Source organism: Gluconobacter cadivus (assembly GCF_015244745.1).
GTDB lineage: Bacteria > Pseudomonadota > Alphaproteobacteria > Acetobacterales > Acetobacteraceae > Gluconobacter > Gluconobacter cadivus.
In genome coordinates, this window is the sequence record NZ_JABCQI010000001.1 from 1 (window position 1) to 20,488 (window position 20,488).

17 protein-coding genes and 1 pseudogene are annotated in these 20,488 nt (G+C 57.7%); 9 read left to right on the forward strand and 9 right to left on the reverse strand.

Annotated features, from left to right (window positions below; all coding sequences use genetic code 11):
- Positions 1 to 334 (forward strand): annotated as a pseudogene (locus tag HKD28_RS00005) (efflux transporter outer membrane subunit); the annotation flags it as partial.
- 360 nt (positions 335 to 694) lie between these two features.
- Positions 695 to 1,465 carry a retropepsin-like aspartic protease gene (locus tag HKD28_RS00010; RefSeq protein ID WP_194266376.1) on the forward strand — a complete coding sequence of 257 codons (771 nt, stop codon included), beginning with the start codon at positions 695 to 697 and terminating at the stop codon, positions 1,463 to 1,465.
- Between the two features lie 3 nt (positions 1,466 to 1,468).
- Here HKD28_RS00010 and amaB read toward each other — a convergent pair whose 3' ends face one another.
- The gene (amaB, locus tag HKD28_RS00015) at positions 1,469 to 3,007 is read right to left on the reverse strand and encodes an L-piperidine-6-carboxylate dehydrogenase (protein WP_194266377.1); all 1,539 of its coding nucleotides are present in this window, start codon (positions 3,005 to 3,007) and stop codon (positions 1,469 to 1,471) included.
- A gap of 236 nt (positions 3,008 to 3,243) precedes the next feature.
- On the opposite strand from amaB, the gene HKD28_RS00020 reads away from it, so the two are divergent.
- On the forward strand, positions 3,244 to 4,401 hold the full coding sequence (locus tag HKD28_RS00020; protein WP_194266378.1) for an iron-containing alcohol dehydrogenase: 1,158 nt from the start codon (positions 3,244 to 3,246) through the stop codon (positions 4,399 to 4,401).
- Between the two features lie 30 nt (positions 4,402 to 4,431).
- Here the strand turns inward: HKD28_RS00020 and HKD28_RS00025 are convergent, their stop codons facing one another.
- Positions 4,432 to 5,022: an NAD(P)H-dependent oxidoreductase gene (locus HKD28_RS00025; protein WP_194266379.1), complete on the reverse strand. Its 591-nt coding sequence runs from the start codon at positions 5,020 to 5,022 to the stop codon at positions 4,432 to 4,434.
- A 123-nt stretch (positions 5,023 to 5,145) separates the two neighbouring features.
- On the opposite strand from HKD28_RS00025, the gene HKD28_RS00030 reads away from it, so the two are divergent.
- Positions 5,146 to 6,075 carry a LysR family transcriptional regulator gene (locus tag HKD28_RS00030; RefSeq protein WP_194266380.1) on the forward strand — a complete coding sequence of 310 codons (930 nt, stop codon included), beginning with the start codon at positions 5,146 to 5,148 and terminating at the stop codon, positions 6,073 to 6,075.
- Here HKD28_RS00030 and HKD28_RS00035 read toward each other — a convergent pair.
- Positions 6,050 to 6,952 (reverse strand): S1/P1 nuclease, encoded by a 903-nt coding sequence (locus HKD28_RS00035; protein WP_194266381.1) that lies wholly within the window; start codon positions 6,950 to 6,952, stop codon positions 6,050 to 6,052. The two genes, HKD28_RS00030 and HKD28_RS00035, sit on opposite strands and share 26 nt — an antisense overlap.
- A 525-nt stretch (positions 6,953 to 7,477) precedes the next feature.
- Here HKD28_RS00035 and HKD28_RS00040 point away from each other — a divergent pair.
- The 4 genes from HKD28_RS00040 (at position 7,478) to HKD28_RS00055 (ending at position 13,137) form a co-directional block, all read left to right on the forward strand.
- Positions 7,478 to 9,124 (forward strand): lactate permease LctP family transporter, encoded by a 1,647-nt coding sequence (locus HKD28_RS00040; protein ID WP_194266382.1) that lies wholly within the window; start codon positions 7,478 to 7,480, stop codon positions 9,122 to 9,124.
- A gap of 428 nt (positions 9,125 to 9,552) precedes the next feature.
- Positions 9,553 to 10,170: a sorbitol dehydrogenase family protein gene (locus tag HKD28_RS00045; RefSeq protein ID WP_194266383.1), complete on the forward strand. Its 618-nt coding sequence runs from the start codon at positions 9,553 to 9,555 to the stop codon at positions 10,168 to 10,170.
- 20 nt (positions 10,171 to 10,190) lie between these two features.
- Positions 10,191 to 11,828 (forward strand): GMC family oxidoreductase, encoded by a 1,638-nt coding sequence (locus tag HKD28_RS00050; protein WP_194266384.1) that lies wholly within the window; start codon positions 10,191 to 10,193, stop codon positions 11,826 to 11,828.
- Positions 11,821 to 13,137 (forward strand): cytochrome c, encoded by a 1,317-nt coding sequence (locus HKD28_RS00055; protein ID WP_194266385.1) that lies wholly within the window; start codon positions 11,821 to 11,823, stop codon positions 13,135 to 13,137. Before HKD28_RS00050 ends, HKD28_RS00055 begins: the two co-directional genes overlap by 8 nt.
- Before the next feature lie 82 nt (positions 13,138 to 13,219).
- Here the strand turns inward: HKD28_RS00055 and HKD28_RS00060 are convergent, their stop codons facing one another.
- The 5 genes from HKD28_RS00060 to HKD28_RS00080 form a co-directional block, all read right to left on the reverse strand.
- The gene (locus HKD28_RS00060) at positions 13,220 to 13,474 is read right to left on the reverse strand and encodes a hypothetical protein (RefSeq protein WP_062027483.1); all 255 of its coding nucleotides are present in this window, start codon (positions 13,472 to 13,474) and stop codon (positions 13,220 to 13,222) included.
- Between the two features lie 187 nt (positions 13,475 to 13,661).
- Entirely contained in the window at positions 13,662 to 15,200 is a 1,539-nt protein-coding gene (gene glpK / locus HKD28_RS00065) for a glycerol kinase GlpK (RefSeq protein WP_194266386.1), read from the reverse strand.
- Between the two features lie 43 nt (positions 15,201 to 15,243).
- Positions 15,244 to 16,140: an MIP/aquaporin family protein gene (locus HKD28_RS00070; protein ID WP_194266387.1), complete on the reverse strand. Its 897-nt coding sequence runs from the start codon at positions 16,138 to 16,140 to the stop codon at positions 15,244 to 15,246.
- A gap of 36 nt (positions 16,141 to 16,176) precedes the next feature.
- Positions 16,177 to 17,757, reverse strand: a complete 1,581-nt coding sequence (gene glpD / locus HKD28_RS00075; protein WP_194266768.1) for a glycerol-3-phosphate dehydrogenase — start codon at positions 17,755 to 17,757, stop codon at positions 16,177 to 16,179.
- Positions 17,758 to 17,875: 118 nt separating this feature from the next.
- Positions 17,876 to 18,661 (reverse strand): DeoR/GlpR family DNA-binding transcription regulator, encoded by a 786-nt coding sequence (locus HKD28_RS00080; protein WP_194266388.1) that lies wholly within the window; start codon positions 18,659 to 18,661, stop codon positions 17,876 to 17,878.
- 227 nt (positions 18,662 to 18,888) lie between these two features.
- Between HKD28_RS00080 and HKD28_RS00085 the strand changes: the two genes are divergently transcribed.
- Positions 18,889 to 19,305: an RcnB family protein gene (locus HKD28_RS00085; RefSeq protein ID WP_194266389.1), complete on the forward strand. Its 417-nt coding sequence runs from the start codon at positions 18,889 to 18,891 to the stop codon at positions 19,303 to 19,305.
- Between the two features lie 9 nt (positions 19,306 to 19,314).
- Here the strand turns inward: HKD28_RS00085 and HKD28_RS00090 are convergent, their stop codons facing one another.
- Positions 19,315 to 20,259 (reverse strand): ribokinase, encoded by a 945-nt coding sequence (locus HKD28_RS00090; protein WP_194266390.1) that lies wholly within the window; start codon positions 20,257 to 20,259, stop codon positions 19,315 to 19,317.
- Positions 20,260 to 20,488: the final 229 nt, after the last annotated feature.

The following is a 20,488-nucleotide window of genomic DNA, read 5'->3' on the forward strand; positions in this document are numbered from 1 at the left end:
TGCGGATGTCGAGGACGCGATGGGCGACTGGCGGCATAATGCCGAACTGGTCGAGCAGCTGAACCAGGCCTCCGTCGATGCCGGCCTCGCCCGCGACCGCGCCCAGAAGCTGTTCGGAGCCGGTCTGACCGGCTATCTGAACGTGCTGACGACCGAACAGACCGCCCTGTCCGCCGAAGATCAGGCCGTCGTCGGACGCCTCGCCCGCGTCCGAAACGCCGTCGCCCTCTACATCGCCCTCGGCGCCGGGTGGCAGGGAAAAGCCCTCACCGACACAAGGCTCCCCGTCGAAGTCAAACAACAAAACGCCTTCGTCAGAGCTTTTACAAGGTAATCCTGAGCGGAGTGATCGCATAAAACCATTTGGGTTTTATGACGAAACACGACAATATCCGTTCAGGACTCCCTGACCACTCAGCAAGGATCAGTGATGGGCAGACTGACCTTGTGGCGCACTCTTCCCGCATTCGTGGCAGCTACTTGCGTGCTTTGTTCTCCCGTACACGCACGAAACATCCATGACTGCGTCACCATGAGCGAAGTCCTCCCCTTCCTTAACCCGGCTGGCGCTCCCGTTATTCATGTCCAAATCAATGATCATGATGTCGGCTCTTTTTTCTCAACATTCACAACACGGACCAGCGTATGGGATGCGAAAGGGTTTGATTTTTACCGTCTTGACCCTGTCAGAACCATGTCGGTCACAGGAACGGGCGGAAACTATTCCACTACAATTAAAAGCCTCCAGATCGGTCAATCCGTGCTCAAAGACATGACAGCATTACTGGTCAATGAGCGCCCTCCAAAAACGCCGGATGGCCTGCTTCTGATGATGGATCTCGGATGGGATATTCTGGGACAATACCATCTGCTCATCGACAGGTATTCGCAGAAAATCGGCATTTTCACTTACGATACTGCTGCGGATTGCCCGGATATCGGAACACTTCTGAAAAACCCGGGGCCAGCCATTCCCCTGACATCCATTGATGATGAGTCTCCGCAACTCAATCAGATGACGGCCCTTCTGGATGGCCACAAGGTGGACATGCAGATCAATACGAGCGCCAACCGCTCCATTATTCAGCAATGGGTAGCGCGGAAAATGGGGATTTCACGCCACACACTCAAACAGGACGACGAAATCCGTGTCGGCGCAGGGGAAGTGCTTCTGGGGCACCGACATCACTTCGACACGCTACAACTTGGTTCACACACCCTGCATGACATCACGCTGGATGTCGTCCCGGATGCGGAGTTCAATATTCTTGGGATGGACGTGCTCAAGCACTTCAACGTCCTGATCAATCCCATGGCCGGTAAACTCTGGCTGGAGGACTACGTTCCGCCGCCCGGCCACGTGGAGGAAAAGGCCCTCCCCTGGTCCCCGACCCATGACCGGCTCAGCATCACTCATACCAGCGAGGAAAAGCAGGCCCCACCTCTCCCCGCCGGAAAGCCTTGAGGGTCAGGCTTCTGACGAACCACCGTCCACGTCAAATGTCACACCCTGTGCCAGCGGCAGAGTGCGTCCATAATTGATGGCGTTGGTCTGACGACGCATATAGGCCTTCCATGAATCCGAACCGGACTCACGACCGCCGCCTGTTTCTTTTTCACCGCCAAATGCTCCACCGATTTCCGCACCGGACGGCCCCATATTCACGTTCGCAATGCCACAATCCGATCCCCGCGCAGACAGGAACTGCTCCACTTCCCGGATATCGGTCGCAAAGATCGAAGACGACAGCCCCTGCACCACGTCGTTCTGAAGCGCAATCGCCTCATCCAGCGTGTCGTATTTCATCACATACAGGATCGGTGCGAATGTCTCTTCCAGCACCGGCCCCACCTGAGACGGCATTTCGACCAGTGCCGGGCGCGCATAAAATGATGCCTCCCCGTTCACATCGACGCGGGTTCCACCGTGAACCGTACCGCCCGCATCCGCCGCAGCCTTGAGACTGTCCTGCATCATTGTGAAGGACGCCGCGTCAATCAGGGGCCCGACAAGCGCCGTTCCTTCGATCGGATTACCAACCGAAATGCTCCTGTAGATATTCACCAGCTTGGGCACGAGCGTGTCGTAGACGCTGGAATGGACGAACAGACGCCGTAATGTCGTGCAACGCTGACCCGCTGTTCCCATCGCGCCGAACGCAACGGCCCGCAGCGTCAGATCCAGATCGGCCGATGGCGTGACGATGGACGCATTGTTGCCGCCGAGTTCCAGAATGGAGCGCCCGAAACGACGTGCCACGCGCTCGCCCACGTCGCGACCCATTCGGGTCGAACCGGTTGCGGAAATGACCGGCACGCGGTGGTCTTCCACCATCAGTTCGCCAATATCGCGTCCACCAACCAGCAATGTGCTGAGTGCGACTGGCGCATCGTTTCCAAAGCGTGCTGCCGCCTTCAGGAACAAAGCCTGCGTGGCAAGTGCGGTCAGCGGGGTCTTTTCCGAGGGCTTCCAGATCACACTGTCTCCGCAGACCAGCGCCAGAGCGGCATTCCACGACCAGACCGCTACCGGGAAATTGAACGCGGAGATGATGCCAACCGGCCCCACGGGATGCCACTGTTCCGTCAGGCGATGGTCCGGTCGTTCGGAAGGGATCGTCAGACCGTAAAGCTGGCGGGACAGACCAACTGCGAAATCGCAGATATCGATCATTTCCTGTACCTCGCCCAGACCTTCGGACGGAACCTTGCCCACTTCCAGCGTCACGAGCCGGCCAAGCGCGTCCTTGTTCGCCCGCAATTCCTCACCCAGCAGACGAACCAGTTCACCACGACGCGGTGCCGGAACCCTGCGCCAGACCTTGAACGCCTCTGCCGCACGGCCGATCGTCGCTTGCGCCTCGTCCGCGCTGATTTCCGCAACTTCAGCAATCCGCTCGCCCGTTAGCGGCGATGTGACGGCCAGAGTGCCACCCGAGTAGAGATCAGCCGACACGCCAAGGCTGTCGAGAAGCGTTGTGACTTCGGAGCGGAGAGAGGCAGTCATTGTTCTTCCTGTCTGGATTGCATAGCAGTTATCCCATTCACAAACCGTTACGACCCCGACGTCAAGATGATCCCGAAGACAGCCACTCCAGACAGCGGGATATTTTCCAGTCTGGGTGAAAGGGGGAAAAAGCGTTAGGATCATCTCAGGCACAGCCTTGCCGTCACTCTTTTCAGGCCGTAACGGCGGCAGTGATGACGGCGCAATCAGAAACCCCCACTCTGAAGGCAGAACCCATGCAGAATTTTGAATTCTACAATCCCACACGCATCATTTTCGGCGAGAATACGATCCCGAAACTGGCAGACCAGATCCCGGCCGAGGCCCGCGTCCTGATCCTTTTTGGCGGTGCAAGTGCAGAGCGCAACGGCACACTTCCGGCTGTACGCGAGGCGCTGGATGGCCGCTTCACCCGGGAATTCGGTGGCATCGAGGCCAATCCGACCTTCGAGACTCTGATGAAAGCGGTCGAACTGATCCGGAACGAGAAACTGGATTTCCTGCTGGCCGTAGGCGGCGGCTCCGTCATTGACGGCACCAAGTTCGTGGCCGCAGCCGTGGATTTCGAAGGCGATCCGTGGAGCATCCTGACGACGCATGGCGCGAACGTCAAAGCTGCGATGCCGCTGGGAACGGTTCTGACGCTGCCTGCGACGGGTTCGGAAATGAACAGCTTCAGTGTCATCACCCGGCATGCCACGCGCGAGAAGCTGGCTTTCGGCAGCCCGCATGTCTTCCCGCGCTTTTCGGTTCTGGACCCGACCCGCACTTATTCCCTGCCCGTCCGGCAGATTGCGAATGGCGTCGTGGATTCCTTCGTCCACATCATGGAACAGTACCTGACTTACCCGGCAGATGGGCTGGCTCAGGATCGCTTTGCCGAGGGGCTGCTGCTCAGCCTGATCGAAATCGGGCCGAAAGTCGTTGCAGAACCCGAAAACTACACGCTCCGCGCCAATTTCATGTGGATCGCAACGCTAGCGCTCAATGGCATCATCGGGGTTGGTATGCCGCAGGACTGGTCCACGCACAGCATCGGCCATGAACTGACGGCGCGTTACGATATCGACCACGCCCGGACGTTGGCCATCGTTCTGCCGTCCATGCTGCGTGTCCGCAAAGACGCCAAGCGCGGCAAGCTCCTGCAATATGCAGCCCGTGTCTGGAACCTGCATGAGGGCACGGAAGACGAGCGGATCGAAGCCGCCATCGTACGGACGGAGAAATTCTTCGAAAGTCTCGACATTCCGACCCGCCTCTCCGCTTACGAGATCGGCGAAGAGGGCATTGATCCACTGGTCGCGCAGCTCGATACCCACGGCATGACCGCACTGGGCGAACAGGCTGAAATCACTCTGGATGTCAGCCGACGGGTGCTTGAGCTGAGCCTGTAAGGCAGGGGGCGGCTCAGGCCGCCCCTCCTCTCAAAACGCCGTCCCGATCACGTCTTTCAGATGCTGGTGATAGGCCGCGAGTGTCGCATCTACATTTGGTGCCTTCATCACGTCTGTCGCCAGAAACGTCGGAAGCGCGGACATTCCCAGAAATTCGTGAGCCTTGTGAAACGGGAAATAAACCCCATCCACGCCACGCCCCTCGAAGAACTGATCCGGGTCCGTAAACGCGTCTTCCGGCGCGTTCCATGTGGCTGAGAGCATGTAATGCTTGCCCTGTACCAGGCCGCCTGAGCCATATTTACGCTCCGGATGTGCGCGGCTGCGACCATCATTGGCATACAGCTTCCCATGACCAGCCGTCATGATTTCGTCCATGTATTTCTTGACGATCCAGGGCACGCCCATCCACCAGCCGGGGCATTGGTAGATAATCAGATCAGCCCACAGGAAGTTCCCGACTTCCTGCTCGACATCGTATCCGTCATCGATTTTTGTCTGGCGAATGTCGTGCCCACTTTTGGACAGGAAGTCGGCTGCAAAGGCCTGAAGTGTATCGTTCAGACGACCGTGAGAATGAGCGAAGACCTTGCTGCCATTCAGAAGAAGAATTTTTGTCATGATTGCATATCCATTATTGCCCCAGATCGGAGCTATTGGGCCATCATGAACTCCTGATACCCACTTGATAAGCGCCAAGATCTCCACAAAATCTGTGAAGCAGTTTCACAAATGAGGTAGAAAATGGACAACCGTTTCGGCGAGATGAAAATCTTTCTCCGCGTCGTGGAGAGCGGCAGTTTTTCCGAAGCGGCGCGCCTCTCCCTGATGACACCCTCTACAGTCAGCAAACTGATCGGGCGCATTGAAAGTCGTCTTGGCGTTCAGCTTGTGGAACGCTCGACCCGAAAACTGTCCATCACGCCTGAAGGACTGGCTTATTACGAACGGGTGCAGGCCTTGATTGCGGAACTGGACGATCTGGAGGGCTTCCTGTCCAGAAAAACCGTCCAGTTGACGGGGACCATCCGAATCAATGCTTCTGTAGCGTTCGGAGCGCTGATGCTGGAGCCGCTGCTGCCGGAGTTCTGGGCGGCATATCCGGATATCGTGGTGGATCTATCCCTGTCCGACGAAATGGCGGATCTATATCTGGACCGGACGGATATCGCGTTCCGGGTCGGAAAACTTCAGGATTCCAGCCTGATGGCCAGACATCTGGGGACCGTACCGCGGCTGATCGTCGGGGCACCGGATTATCTGGAGCGGTTCGGGTGGCCCCAGAGCGCGGACGATCTGGAGCATCACCGGTGTCTGGGTTTTAATTTCCAGCGCGCGGCTCCGGTCTGGCCGTTGCAGGAACGCGGGCGGATCGTAGATCGGATCGTCCGGGGACCGCTACTCGCCAATAATGGTGAGACCGTTCGACGCGCAGCAGTCCGTGGCGCCGGGCTGGCCCGGCTGGCCGAATATCATGTGCGCGACGATCTGGCGGCAGGACGTCTGGTAGAAGTGCTGGCAGACAATGCTACGCGGGATGAGGAGGCCATCCACGCGCTTTATCAGGGCGGAAAACGGGTACCGCAACGTATCCGCGCGTTCCTGGACTTCGTTGTTCCGCGCCTTCAGGCCAGTCTCAGCCCGATTTTTATCCGTTGCTCAGAGCAGAGTTGAGGACGGCTGCCAGACGCACACCTGCCTGTTCGAGACGCAGTTGCATGATCGGCCAAGTGAGTTCGGTGTAAGCCTTGCCGACATCGGCGCCCTTGTTCGCCGGAAGCGCACCGTAAGCCACACTGCGGGCCAGAGAATGGCTTTCATCGGCCCAGTTGACGGTGGCGTCATGCACGTCACCAGCCACCAGATCCTGCACCCAGTATTGGGCTTCATCAGGCGTAATCAGAGCGCCGAGACGATCGGCTTCCTGCTTCGCGCGGGCGGGATCGATACTGTAGAACGGGCCGACATGCAGGTCCGCTTCATGGTCGATCACCCCTTCATCCCACAGAGAATGCAGATTCATGTGACCATTGGCGTTATTGCCGAAATAGGTCAGGTGAATTGCATTCCCGCCCATATCCTTGTTGCGCTCGGCAGCGTGCAGGGGTTGGTGGATATCGCCCATCAAATGAACGACCCATTTCAGCGCGACCAGGCGGTCCTGAGGCGAGGCATGCGTATCAGCAAGAATCCTGATTTCCTCGGGAAGTTTTTCCACAACACAGGCATGATCCGGGCAGTCGCGAGCCTGATCATAGGCCGGATGAGACACATCGATATCGACATAATGCCATTTCAGCGTCTCGGGCGCGCCCCCCTTCTTCTTGGGAACATGGCCGATCGTGTCAGGCCAGGAAGCGACCTGATCAAGGGTCTGGTGGTTTTCAAGCTCCAGGAGGGCCGCTGCCGCTTTGCTGGCCTGAGGTGTCAGGCGCTCCTGAGCGATATCCGCCACGATGGCGTGACCATAAGGCCCCCAAGCGAATGCGCTGGAAGAAAAAGCAAGCATACCCGCGCCGATCAGGGACGCACAGAGAACACGAAACTGCATGGAAAACCTGACTGCCCATCTCTGGAAATGACGTTATCCCTGTTTCTCACCCTTTCGGGACCATCACAAGACATTCCAGCGCGCTGTCATAACCTTGTCTCGAACCTGCGCACCCACATGGGAAATCCGCAATAAAAAATCTTAAAATCTCCCGATATCAGTAAAATTTCTCAGTTTGGAAAATTATTTTTTCTTTCATGCAAAATTGTTCTGATCAATATTTTATATCTATTTCAGATCATTCCGATTTATTTCAGCTTCCCTGTTGATTGAGAGAAAATTTTTCATAAACCCATCAATCTTTAACCATGATCTTTATCGATAAACATCCTGATTCGTTCAAAATCATCAAGAGGCTTATTCTTCCCAATCCAACTATTAAAAAAAGTATGTCATAAAATTTATCGCATTCTTCAAAATGGCATTATTGCCATTATTGTTATCAAAAAATAACATCCTCTTTAACGACAAGAAAAAGATATATTTTTCTAAATGTCACTTGGTTTTTATTTTGGAGGCTCCAGCATGTCATCCTGGGCACAGGTTTACGATCCAATAGGGAACATCTGGATTTCTGGAGCAATCGCTCTTATTCCAATCCTGTTTTTCTTCTTCGCCCTTCTTTATCTGCATATGAAGGGTCATATTGCCTGCACCATTACTGTGGGGATTACTTTCGCACTGGCCGTCCTGTTTTATGGAATGCCCGTTTCCACGGCTGTAGCCGCCGGTCTGTATGGCTTCGCTTATGGATTATGGCCGATTTCCTGGATCATCATCGGGGCGGTCTTCCTGTACAAGATTTCCGTCCGGACGGGTCAGTTCGACATTATCCGTCATTCCATTTCCACAGTCTCGAAAGATCAGCGCATCCAGCTTCTTCTGGTCGCCTTTGCTTTTGGGGCCTTTCTGGAAGGAGCGGCCGGTTTTGGGGCGCCTGTAGCCATTACGACCGCCCTGCTCGTCGGGCTTGGATTTCCGCCGATCTATGCCGCAGGATTGTGCCTGATCGCCAATGCGGCCCCCGGCGCATTCGGAGCCATGGGGATTCCCGTGATCGTCGGCGCACAGGTGATCGGGGCCGAGCCTTATGCCGTGGGACGGCTTGTCGTCATGCAGTTGATCCTGATCGGCATCATCATTCCATTCTGGCTGGTCGCCGTTGTGGACGGCATGCGCGGCATTCGTGAGACATGGCCTGTCATTCTCTTTACCGGCGTTGTTTTTGCCCTCACACAGTCTCTAACAGCCCTGCTGATCGGGCCGGAACTTCCTGATATCATTGCACCGCTGGTGACGATGGTTGCCATCCCGGTCTTTCTGCGGTTCTGGAAGCCGAGCCGGGTTTTCCGTTTCGACACCGGCGATACACCCGCAGATGCTGTGATTGACAACGCGACCTACACGTCATCGCAGATCATGCGGGCCTGGTCTCCGTTCATCATTCTCACAGCCTTCGTCGCCATTTGGAGCATCAAGCCCTTCAAGGCGCTGTTTGCCGCTGGTGGACCATTGAACTGGACGGTTCTCGTCATCCAGTTTCCGGGATTGCATAACCTTGTCCTGAAAACGGCTCCGATCGTCCCCAACCCGACCCCTTACGCCGCAATCTTCAAGCTGGATTTCATTTCCTCTGTTGGAACAGCCATTCTGCTGGCCGGTGTGATGACTGTTCTGTTCCTGAAGATGCGCCCCACAGATGCCCTCGCAACATTCCGCGACACTTTGCGCGAACTGCGTATTCCCATTTACGCCATCGGCATGGTGCTGGCTTTTGCGTTTCTTGCAAACTACTCCGGCCTTTCCACCACGCTGGCTCTGGTCCTCGCCATGAGCAAGGGCGCTTTCACGTTCTTCGCACCGCTTCTGGGCTGGCTCGGGGTGTTCCTCACAGGCTCCGATACGTCTTCCAACGCGCTGTTCGGTGGACTTCAGGCGGCAACCGGACGGCAGATCGGAGTGAGCGGGGAGCTTCTGGTGGCAGCGAATACTGTCGGCGGCGCAGTTGGAAAGATGATTTCTCCGCAATCCATCGCTGTGGCGTCGGCGGCCGTCGGGCTGGTCGGGCGCGAGGGCGAACTGCTGCATTTCACGCTGAAATGCAGCATCATTCTAGCCGTTCTGGTTGGGCTCATCACGACAGCGCTGGTTTTCATGGGGGTAGGCGCCTGATCCTGCGCTGATCTGAGAGCGGTGATGACCGGGCGCAGGAACATTTCTGCGCCCGTTTTCTTTTCAGGGTCTGAACAGAATTGCCGTATAAGGCTTCCCAAAACGTATTGAGAAGCATTCTTAATAATAACAAACCTCATTGCACGAACATCCCGACGACTACTCGCGTTCCCTCAAAGATTCCCGACAATAGAGCATCGTCGAACTCTTCACGATTTTTCGGGAACCATAATAAGATAACAAGCGTTTTCGCTTTCTATCCTTTCGCGATATCGTCCGAAAACTTTACTTTTCATGGGATTATTTACCGATAATCAGCTCTTCACGGTTGCATGATCACGCGACGTCTGTAGGTTGCAGACCTCTGTAAGGTGACACTGATCACGGTCATGTCATCCGTCTCGAGTGTATGCGAAGAGTGATCCTACATGACGAAAGATCGTCACTGCCCTCTTGTTGACCTCCATACGTCCTCCCCCAATGCCATGCGCCTGAACCGGCTGACGCGGATGTCGCGTCGCGATACGCTGATGACAGGCATGGCGGGTGTGGGCGTTCTGGCGGTTGGAAATGTCGTGGCCGCAGAGCCTGCGACTGGCGCCGAGCCTGAACTTGAGCGCTTCATGAAGGTGTCAACGCGCCTGACCGATCGCGCCTGTCTTGATCCCCGGATCGGAAAGGCACTGTACGAGCGCATTCTCCAGTCCGGCCCGGAGCTTAAAGCCCAGCTTTCGAAGCTCGCGACGCTTCTTGAGAGCGGGAATTATGAAAATGCCTCCGCCTTCGCCAAGGCCGCCGAACAGGCCGACCCGGCGTTCAAGGACGTCATTCATGACATCATGACCGGCTGGTATCGCGGGGTCGCGGACGGCAAGGTCGTGGTCTATCGCTCCGCCCTGATGTTCGACGTCACCAAGGACGCGATCTATCCCAAGACCTATGCCGCGGGCGGCCCGTTCTACTGGACGACCCAGCCCCCTGAAGTCGACAAGCCGACAGGCGCGCCTGCGCTGTCGCCGTCCAAGTTCGACGTGGAACCTACCTGAGAGCGGGAACAGCATCTCTTATGTCTTCTGATCAGAATCTCTCCGCCGATGTCGTGATCGTCGGATCCGGCGTGGCTGGCAGTTCCATTGCGAACGAACTGGCGCGTGCGGGCATTTCCGTCATCGTGCTGGAAGCCGGGCCTCGTGTGGACCGGCAGCATTTCGTGGATAATTTCCGCAATCTGGAAAACAAGCCGTCCTACCAAGGCCCCTTCCCGTCCACGCCTTGGGCCGTACATCCGCCCAACCAGATGACGCCGAACCAGTATCTGCATACAAGCGGCCCGAACGCGGAGGCCTATCAGCAGGTCTATCTGCGGATGATGGGTGGCACGACCTGGCACTGGGCCGGTTGTGCATGGCGTTATCTGCCATCGGATTTCGAGCTTAAGACCCGCTATGGGCAGGGCCGTGACTGGGCCCTGAAATACGACGATCTCGAGCCGTTTTATTATCAGGCCGAAGTCATGATGGGCGTGTGCGGCCCTGATCCGAAGGTCGAGGATCTGGGCTCCCCCCGCCAGCAGCCCTATCCGATGGAAGCACTGCCGATTTCCTATGCGGCCCAGCAGTTCCGCAAGCTTATCACGGAAAAGACACCGTATCGCGTCGTGCATGAGCCACAGGCTCGCAACACGCGACCCTATGACGGCCGTCCGACCTGCGAGGGACACAACAATTGCATGCCGATCTGCCCGATCGGGGCGATGTATAACGGCGGCTATTCCGTCTATCACGCCGAGGCTGCCGGGGCGAAGTTCGTACCCAATGCTGTGGTTTATAAAATTGAGCGTGACAGCGCGAACAAGAAGGTAACGGCCGTTCACTATTACGATCCGGACAAAGGATCGCACCGCGTGACGGGCAAGTATTTCGTGATCGCAGCGCACTGCATCGAGACAGCCAAGCTGCTGCTGGTTTCGGCCGATGAGCAGAGCCCAGATGGTATCGCCAACAGTTCGGGCCATGTTGGCCGGAACATGATGGATCATACCGGCGTTCAGGTGACGTTCATCAGCGGCGACAAGGCCCTTTGGCCGGGACGTGGCCCGCTTGAGACCAACGTGATCGACAATTTCCGCGATGGCGACTGGCGTGGCGATCGGGGTGCATATCTTGTGCATATGGTTGACGACAATCAGGTCGATTTCGCAACGCAGCTTGCGATTTCAAAGGGGTATGTCGGCAAGGATCTGGAAGATCAGATCCGCTATCTGGCTTCCCACACCGTCCGTCTGTTCAGCCACAACGAGGCCCTGCCCGATCCGGACAACCGTCTGACGCTCAGCAAGACGCATAAGGACGCGCTCGGCATTCCGCACCCGGATGTCTATTACAAGCTGCCGGAGTACACGGTCCGCAGTTGCGAGCATACGCGCGGACTGTTCAAGGACCTCATCGGCCTGATGCATGGCACAGATGAGCAGTGGACGCCGGGCTATTTCCCGCAGGATCATCCCTCGGGTAGCACCATCATGGGCGTAGATCCCAAGGACTCCGTGGTGGACGGCCATTGCCGGACGCATGACCACGAGAACCTGTTCATCGCAAGTTCGTCCGTGTTCTCCACGGTCGGAACCGGAAACATCACCCTCACCGTCGCAGCCCTTGCGCTTCGTGTTGCCGATACGCTGAAAAAAGAACTGCTCCATGCCTGATTTCAAAACCGTTTTCTGGTCTTTTCTTGTTGGTGGAACGGTTCTGGGCGGACTGTCTTCTTTCGCTGCGCGGGCGGCGGATGTGGATCAGGATGTCATGAACCGTGGCGCCTATCTCGCCACGGCTGCGGACTGCATCGCCTGCCACACCAAGCCGGGCGGTACACCGTTCGCCGGTGGGCTGAAGATCGCAACGCCCATGGGCGACATCATTTCCACGAACATCACGCCCGATGCCGATCATGGGATCGGCCAATACTCGGAACATGATTTCGAGCAGGCACTCCGCAAGGGCAAGCGGCGCGATGGCGCAAACCTCTACCCGGTCATGCCGTATGTTTCCTATGCGGCCCTGACGGATCAGGACGTTCACGCGCTTTATGTGTGGTTCATGAGCGGCGTCAAACCTGTCGCGCAGACACCGCCCGCCACGCAACTCAGCTTTCCGAGCAATATCCGCCTGACGCTGTCAGGCTGGAACATGCTGGCAGGAACCGAGACGCAGGAAACGGGTGATTCGGCGAATTATGACAAGATGCGGCGTGGCCGGTATCTGGCCATTGCGCTCGAACATTGCGGAACCTGCCACACACCGCGCAACGTCATGCTGATGGAGAAGTCAGACCAGTATCTGGCGGGCAGCCCGCTGTCCGGCTGGTACGCTCCGAACATCACCCCCAGCAAAACAGGCGGGATCGGAGACTGGAGCGAGGACGATCTTGTCCAGTATCTGCACACTGGTCGGGTCAAGGGCAGAAGTCAGGCAGCCGGACCGATGGGGGAAGCTGTCGAACACAGCACGAGCCATCTGACGGATGCGGATCTGCATGCGCTGGCGGCATTTGTTCTTCAGGTGAAAGCGATCGACGATTCTTCCGAACACCAACCGCGCGACGGTTTTGGCAAGGCGAACGACATTCCCGACCTGCGTTCGGGCAACCTGACGCGGATCGACAACCTGTCGCAGAAAGCCCCGGAAAACCTGTTCGATGCCAACTGTGCCGCCTGTCACGGGCAGAACGGCGCGGGCACCGTCGATCAGTATGCGCCGTCGCTTTACAAAAACTCCGTGGTTGGTGCGGGCCGTCCGGACAATCTGATCATGACAATCCTGACGGGTGTGAACCGCAAGACGGCGGATGGTCATGCCAGCATGCCGGCGTTCGGCAGCACTTCAGATGTGCAGCGTCTGGATGATACGGAAGTCGCGAGTCTTGTGAACTATGTCAATAAGACCTTCGGTAGCGGCACCTATACCGTGACCGCGGATCAGGTCGCAAAGGTTCGCAAGGACCACACTCCGCACTGAGCGCCACCAGTCACGGGCAACGATAAAAAAAGGGGAGATGGACCAGATCCACCTCCCCTTTTTTTATCGAGAAAACTGCGGGTCAGCCTTCGCTGGAAGGGCGCTTTGTCAGCCGCAGCAGGAAATACGGCACGAAGAAATAGAGCGCGATCACGACCATGAGCGGTTTGAGAAGCCAGTTCATGTTCTGGTGCAGCAGCGACTGGCTGAGAAGATTGCTCAGACCCATCATGCAGATCACCGAGAAAAGGCAGGCCAGATTGGCAAAAAATCCACGATCGCCGTTGATCTCGCGCAGTTGCTGAAAAAACGACCTGGACTGCGGCGCAACGCTCATGAGGGCATACTTCCTGTTCGTCGGCAGAGCATAGGAAAAGCACGCCACTCGTGGTTTTCATGCTGCCGGGCGGTGGGGAAGGATACTGCCAAGTTCGGCAGGATCAAAGCCTCAACTCGATGAAGCAGAGCTATTGAAAAAAACCGGCGCCTTTATGGGGCACCGGTTTTCAGAAGTTATTGACCGCTCAAGCAGCCTGACTGGAGACCGCAGCAACTGTCGCGGGCGCGGCCGCAGCAGGAGGCGTCAGCGTGCGACGGACGGCATCATGCCAGCCATCGATCATGATGCGACGCTGTGCCGGGTCCATCTTCGGTGCGAAAACGCGCTCCTGTTTCCAGGTCGCCGCAACTTCGTCCAGACTCTTCCACAGCCCGACCTGCAATCCGGCAAGGAAGGCTGCCCCAAGAGCCGTGGTCTCGATATTGACCGGACGCTCAACCTCGGCCTTGAGCATGGAGGACAAGAACTGGGCAAACCAGTCGTTGACTGCCATGCCACCATCAATCCGCAGGATGCTCGTGCGCATGGCACCGTCCTCGCGCATGGCGCGGATCAGATCATAGGTCTGATAGGCCACGGATTCCAGCATGGCACGGGCGATATGCGCCTGCGTGGAGCCGAGCGTCAGGCCACAGATCAGGCCGCGCGCATCAGGGTCCCAGTGCGGAGCGCCAAGGCCCACGAAGGCCGGGACCATATACACGCCGTGGCTGTCCGGGATGCGGGTTGCCATGTCGTCTGTCTGGGAGGCATGCGTGATCAGTTGCAGGCCATCACGCAGCCACTTGATGCCTGCGCCCGCCACGAAAATGGAGCCTTCCAGCGCGTAGAAGGTCTTGCCGCCGATGCGATAGGCGATTGTGGTCAGCAGGCGATTGTTGGACATGATGGGCTTTTCGCCGGTGTTGAGCAGCATGAAGCAGCCCGTACCGTAAGTCGCCTTGGCCATGCCTTCATGGAAGCATGCCTGTCCGATGACAGCGGCATGCTGGTCGCCTGCCATGCCGCCAATCGCGATTTTTTCCCCGAACAGCTTGGCTTCCGTCTCACCAAAATCGCTGCTGTTGTCACAGACTTCCGGCAGAAGGGCGCGCGGGACGTTGAAAAGCTCCAGAAGTTCATCATCCCACTGCTGGGTATGGATGTTGAACAGAGACGTGCGGCAGGCATTGGTAATGTCGGTCGCGTGCTTGCGTCCGCCCGTCAGGCGCCACAGCAGGAAACAGTCGATCGTGCCTGCTGCGAGTTCTCCGGCTTCCGCACGGCGGCGCGCATCGGGGACGTGATCGAGAAGCCAGGCAATCTTGCTGGCCGAGAAATACGGATCCAGCAGCAGTCCGGTTTTGTCCCGAACAACGGCTTCCTTGCCCTGCTGACGCAGGAGGCTGCACTCATGGGCCGTCCGGCGATCCTGCCAGACGAGCGCGCGGTGGATGGGACGGCCCGTCTCACGATCCCAGATCACGATAGTTTCGCGCTGGTTGGTAATGCCCAAAGCCGCAATCCGCTCTGGCCCGCCCACTTCATCGATGGTCTCCCGCGCCGTGGCCAATACATCGCGCCAGATGTCTTCGACGTCATGCTCCACCCAGCCGGGTTCGGGATAATGCTGCGGAAACTCACGGCGGGAGATGGCCAGCGCCTGCGCATCCTTTCCGAAAACGATGCTGCGGGTCGAAGTCGTGCCCTGATCGATGGCGAGGATGCAGTCTTTCTTGTTCATGATGGACACTCCACTAAAGGTTCAAAAAATTTCAGACTGATTTTCAGGACACTCTGTTGACGACCGGGAAAGCAGGATCGCCAGGATTGGACACGACCAGAACCGGCTCGGCGGGATTGATCCCCTCGGGCGCCACGATGACCGCCTGTTCCAGATAGCGCGGCATGAACGGGCGCAGGCCGAACTGATAGAGTGCAGCACCGATCGGTCCACCGATCAGAGGAGCAACGATGGGCACCCAGAAGTAGTTGCCCGGTGCCGGCAGTGCGCTCTGTCCCCAACCCGCAAAAAAGCAGAACAGACGCGGGCCAAAGTCACGGGCCGGATTGATCGCCCAGGCGTCCAGATAGCCACAGGACGCGCCGATGATTGCCACCAGCAGACCGATGATCAACGCGCTCGAATTGGCCTGCGGAGCCTGCGTGTTGTACTGGCAGGTGATCGCGAAAATCCCGAAAACCAGAACAGCCGTCAGAACCAGCTCGTCCCAGAACGCATGCGACACCGTGACGAAATCACCGGGATGGGTGAAGAATACACCCGAAGCACCACCGTCGACGGCGCGCGTCAGGTTATGCGCCAGATTGAAATGGTCGATAACCGGGACATAAAGCGAGTAAACTACCGCTGCACCGGCACAACCACCCAGAACTTGAGCGCTAATGTACGGAAGCACTTTTTTCCACGAGAAGCCGCGGAACATGGCCAGAGACAGCGTGACAGCCGGGTTCGCATGCGTTCCGCTGATCGCGCCGGTGGCATAAATCGCCACCGTCACACCCAGACCCCAGACGATACACACGCCCCAATAGGCCGTTTTGTACGGACTGGGATCGTAGAGCGAGTACATGGCCGCAACGCCGTCTCCGAAGAGAATGATGATTGCGACTGCGAAGAACTCCGCGAGGAGCTCACCGAGATAACGTCTGTTTTCTGACATGACTGATATCCGCCATGAAAAATGAAGTAAAAATGGTCAGGCGACGTTCTGCCGCACGACCTGATCGGGATTGGCAACGGAGGCGACGACCGCTGGCAGACGTCCCTCGACATAGGTCTGAAGGGCCGCGCGACCAGCATCATTAACGAACAAACCAAGCCGTGAGCGACGCCACAGGATGTCCTCGGCGGTGCGGGCCCATTCGTTGTCGATCAGGTAATCCACTTCCCGCGCGCTGAGCGTGTCGCCGAACATCTGACCCATGCCTTCCGCATCTGCAGTGGCGATTTCATAAGCCCGGAGCCCGTAATTGCGCATCAGACGCCACGAACTGCGCTCGGAAAGATGCGGCGCGTATCCACGGAAGCGACGAAGCTGTGCGTCGAAATCCTTCGGCGCGAACTCTCCTCCGGGAAGCGGGGTGCCATCCGTCCAGCCCGGCTTGTGCAGGACGGGGAGATGCGGCGCGAGCTTCTCGACGGCATGTTCGGCCAGCTTGCGGAAAGTCGTGATCTTACCGCCGAAAACGGACAGGATCGGCGCGGCCGTCGCATCCACATCCAGCACATAATCACGCGTCACGGCCGAGGCATTGCCCGAATTGTCGTCATAGAGCGGGCGCACGCCTGCGTAGGTCCAGACGACATCATCGGGGCTGACGGTTTTCGTGAAATAGCGGTTTACGCTCTCGCACAGATAGCTGATTTCCTCAGGCGAGATGTCGACCTTCCCCGGATCCTTCTCCCACGGAACATCCGTGGTGCCGATCAGGGTGAAGTCCTGCTCGTAGGGAATGGCGAAGACGATCCGCTTGTCCGGGTTCTGGAAGATGTAGGCCTGCGAACCCTCAAAGACGCGCGGAACCACGATGTGGCTGCCCTTGACCAGACGTACCTTGTTGCGGCTTGGCACGTTCAGACGGTCCTGAAGCAGTTCCGCCACCCAAGGACCGGCAGCGTTTACGAGGGCCTTTGCCTGAACCGTGCTCTGCTCGCCCGTCTGGGTGTTTTCGAGCGTGGCGGTCCAGACCTGCGGGCCGCGAACAGCCTTAACGAGACGCGTGCGGGTCTGGACGTTCGCACCCACGCGCACGGCATCCATGGCGTTGAGAACCACGAGCCGACTGTCCTGCACCCAGCCATCCGAATATTCAAAACCGCGCACATACTCCGAACGCAGCGGCTTGCCCGCCGGAGCCGAACTCAGATTCAGAGCCTTCGTCTTGGGAAGCGTCATGTTCGGGCACAGATGATCGTACAGGAACAGCCCCGTACGCAGAAGCCATGCCGGACGCAGCATTTTCGAATGCGGCAGAACGAAGCGCATTGGCCAGATGATGTGCGGTGCGATCTTCAGCAGACGCTCACGCTCCATCAGGGCCTCACGGACCAGCCGGAACTCGTAATATTCGAGATAGCGCAGGCCGCCATGAATAAGCTTGGTGCTGGCGGACGATGTATGGCTTGCAAGATCATCCTGCTCGACGAGAAGCACATTCGCCCCCCTGCCCGCGGCATCTCTTGCAATTCCGCAGCCATTGATCCCCCCGCCCACAACCAGAAGGTCGTAGGGCGCGGATGGATTGGCCGAAGATGAAACCTCATGAATCGATGACATCATAATCTCCTGTCATCACGCTCCAAAACGAGCGGTCGATGTTCGTTTTGGAGCATGTTGAGCGATAAAGAAAGGGGTTTATGTGATTCGTAACGCAATAGTGTTAGAAGACGCTGCGTTATTCGTGATTTTCAGCCACATGCAGCGTGACACCCGCAGCATCCAGAAGCCGCTGAAAGGAGTCGGAGACCGGACGGTCCGTGATCAGGTCGTCGATATCCCGCAGATCCCCCACCCTACCCAGCGGATGGCGCGTGAACTTCGTATGATCGGCCAACAGCAGAACACGACGCGAGTTCCGGATAATTGTCCGTGCGCACTGGATTTCTTCCAGATCGAAATCCAGCAACGTGCCATCTTCCTCAATCCCGCTGATCCCGATTACGCCGAATTCCGTGCGAAACGAAGACAGGGTTTCAATGGCTGTGGCACCGAGAATGGCGCCGTCCTGCGGACGCAACTGCCCGCCCGCAATGATGGTATGAAAATCCGTCCGCCCAGAAACAAGCGATGCCACATGCAGATTGTTCGTCACGATCCGCAAATCCCTGTGGCTTGTCAGAGATCGGGCAAAGGCTTCCGTCGTTGTGCCGATATTGATGAATAAAGACGAACGATCGGGGATCAGGGCCGCCGCATAACGTCCGATCGCATCCTTGGCAGAGGAATTGAGGATCTGGCGCGCATCGTAATCCAGATTTTCAACCGTAGAGACGGGCGTTGCACCTCCGTGATGGCGGCACAGCAGGCCAAGTTCCGCAAGATGGGTCACATCCCGGCGAATGGTCTGAACCGCAACGCTAAAATGCTGTGCCATCTCCTCATTGGCCATGTAGCCCTGACTGCGAACCAGACGCACGATCTGGTCCTGTCTTGGACTGGTGGAAGGCGGATCGTGAGGCATGATGGAATCCGGGCGCGAAATGTAAGAAAACGAACATAAGCGCACATTTTCACTTACGGAAAGCCCGTGCCACCGCAAGAGCGGTCATTTCTGAAGCGACAAAGCAACCTCGAAGCCTCACAGGCCGTTACAGATCGTCCCCTAAAAGACATATTCCGGCCATGTCAGAGGATTTACCTTGAGACTGTAAGTGCCCGGAGTTGAACAGTCGGGCCTGAAGGTGAGTTATGAAGACAAAATTATTCGCAGGATTAATGGCAGGCTGCCTCCTCGCCGCAGCGCCTCTGGCTTCCGCCGATCCACGGAATTCCGGTCCTCAGGGTGGGCCCGGATGGCATGATGGTCCGGGCCGAAATGGGGATTATCGCGGCGGCGGTCGGCGCGGCGGTCCTGACCGGGTGTGGCGTCGTGGAGACCGTTATGACGGCCCCCGCGGCAATCGTTGGGCCGTCAATAACTGGCGCAGCTATCGTGGCCTGTATGCTCCACCGCCCGGTTATTACTGGACGCGTTCTGGAAACCAGTTCCTGCTGACAGCTCTGGCAACGGGTCTGATTGCCGGGGTCGTTGGCGCCAATATTGCGGCACCGCCTCCAGGACCGCCTCCGCCGCCTCCACCGGGATATGGACCGGGGCCACGCTAAGGAAGCGACCTACTGTTGAAGAAGCGCCGCGACCTCGCTCCATTCCGGTGCGGCGTCTGCGGCGCCACGACGGGTCGTCGCCAAAGCCCCACAGGCTGAGGCGATCCGGGCTGCTTCCGGCAGATTTTCTCCACGGGCCAGCGCGACGGCAAGCCCTGCATTAAAACAGTCTCCGGCAGCCACGGTATCGATCGGAGTTACCTGAAATGGCGGGATGTGTCCTGATGACGTTCCATCGTGCCAGAACACGCCTTTCGCTCCCATCTTGACCAGAACGGCGCGGACACCTTTCGCCACAAGAGCTTCTGCGGCCGTCTTTGCATCTTCAATAGTCGCGGGACGAATGCCGGTGAGACTGAAGGTTTCGCTTTCATTAGGTGTCAGAATATCGATCTCTGTCCATAAAGCGTCGAGAAGACCATGCTCAGGCGCAGGAGCCGGATCGAGTACAACCAGCCCTCCCGCCCGCTTTGTCTGACGCGCGGCAGCCAGAGCGACTGTTTGTGGAATTTCAAGCTGGAGCAGAAGAACCTTCGCCCTGTGCAGCCAAGGCGAGGCTGCCACGACATCCGTTCCGTCCACCGCCATGTTCGCCCCGCCGGCAACGGTGATGCAGTTCTCCGCCGAAGCGTCGATCCCGATCAGGGCAATGCCGGTCGGGTGCTCGGGATCATCCCGCAGCGGCGACAGATCCACACCGAATCCCTCAAGACTGGACCGGGCCTGCGCCCCGAACGCATCGCACCCCACACGACCGGCGAGAGCGACGTCCACGCCGAACGGTCGCGCCAATCTTGCAGCAGCAGCAGCCTGATTGCTGCCCTTCCCGCCCAGTCCGATCGCATAACTGTCGGCGTGAACAGTTTCGCCAGGGCGGGGAAGCCGCTGGCTGCGGGCCGTCAGATCAATATTGATACTGCCGAAGGAAAGGATCAGAGGCGTCCGCAAGGTCATGTCCATCAGGCCGAAAGCTGGAGAATGGAAGGATTTTCACGCCTGCTTATCGGATGACCCGACGCCCTTCAAGCAGAGCATCATTCCCGTCCTCAATCCGAATTCGTTTCTTAACAGTGCAACTTTTCACAGAAGCAGCAGTTTTTCATTCTCGACTTCCCTACCGGGTCGACAGGACTGTGTCTTTCGCAAATGATTGTGATAGGCTTCAGCCCTCCTGATGGCCGCG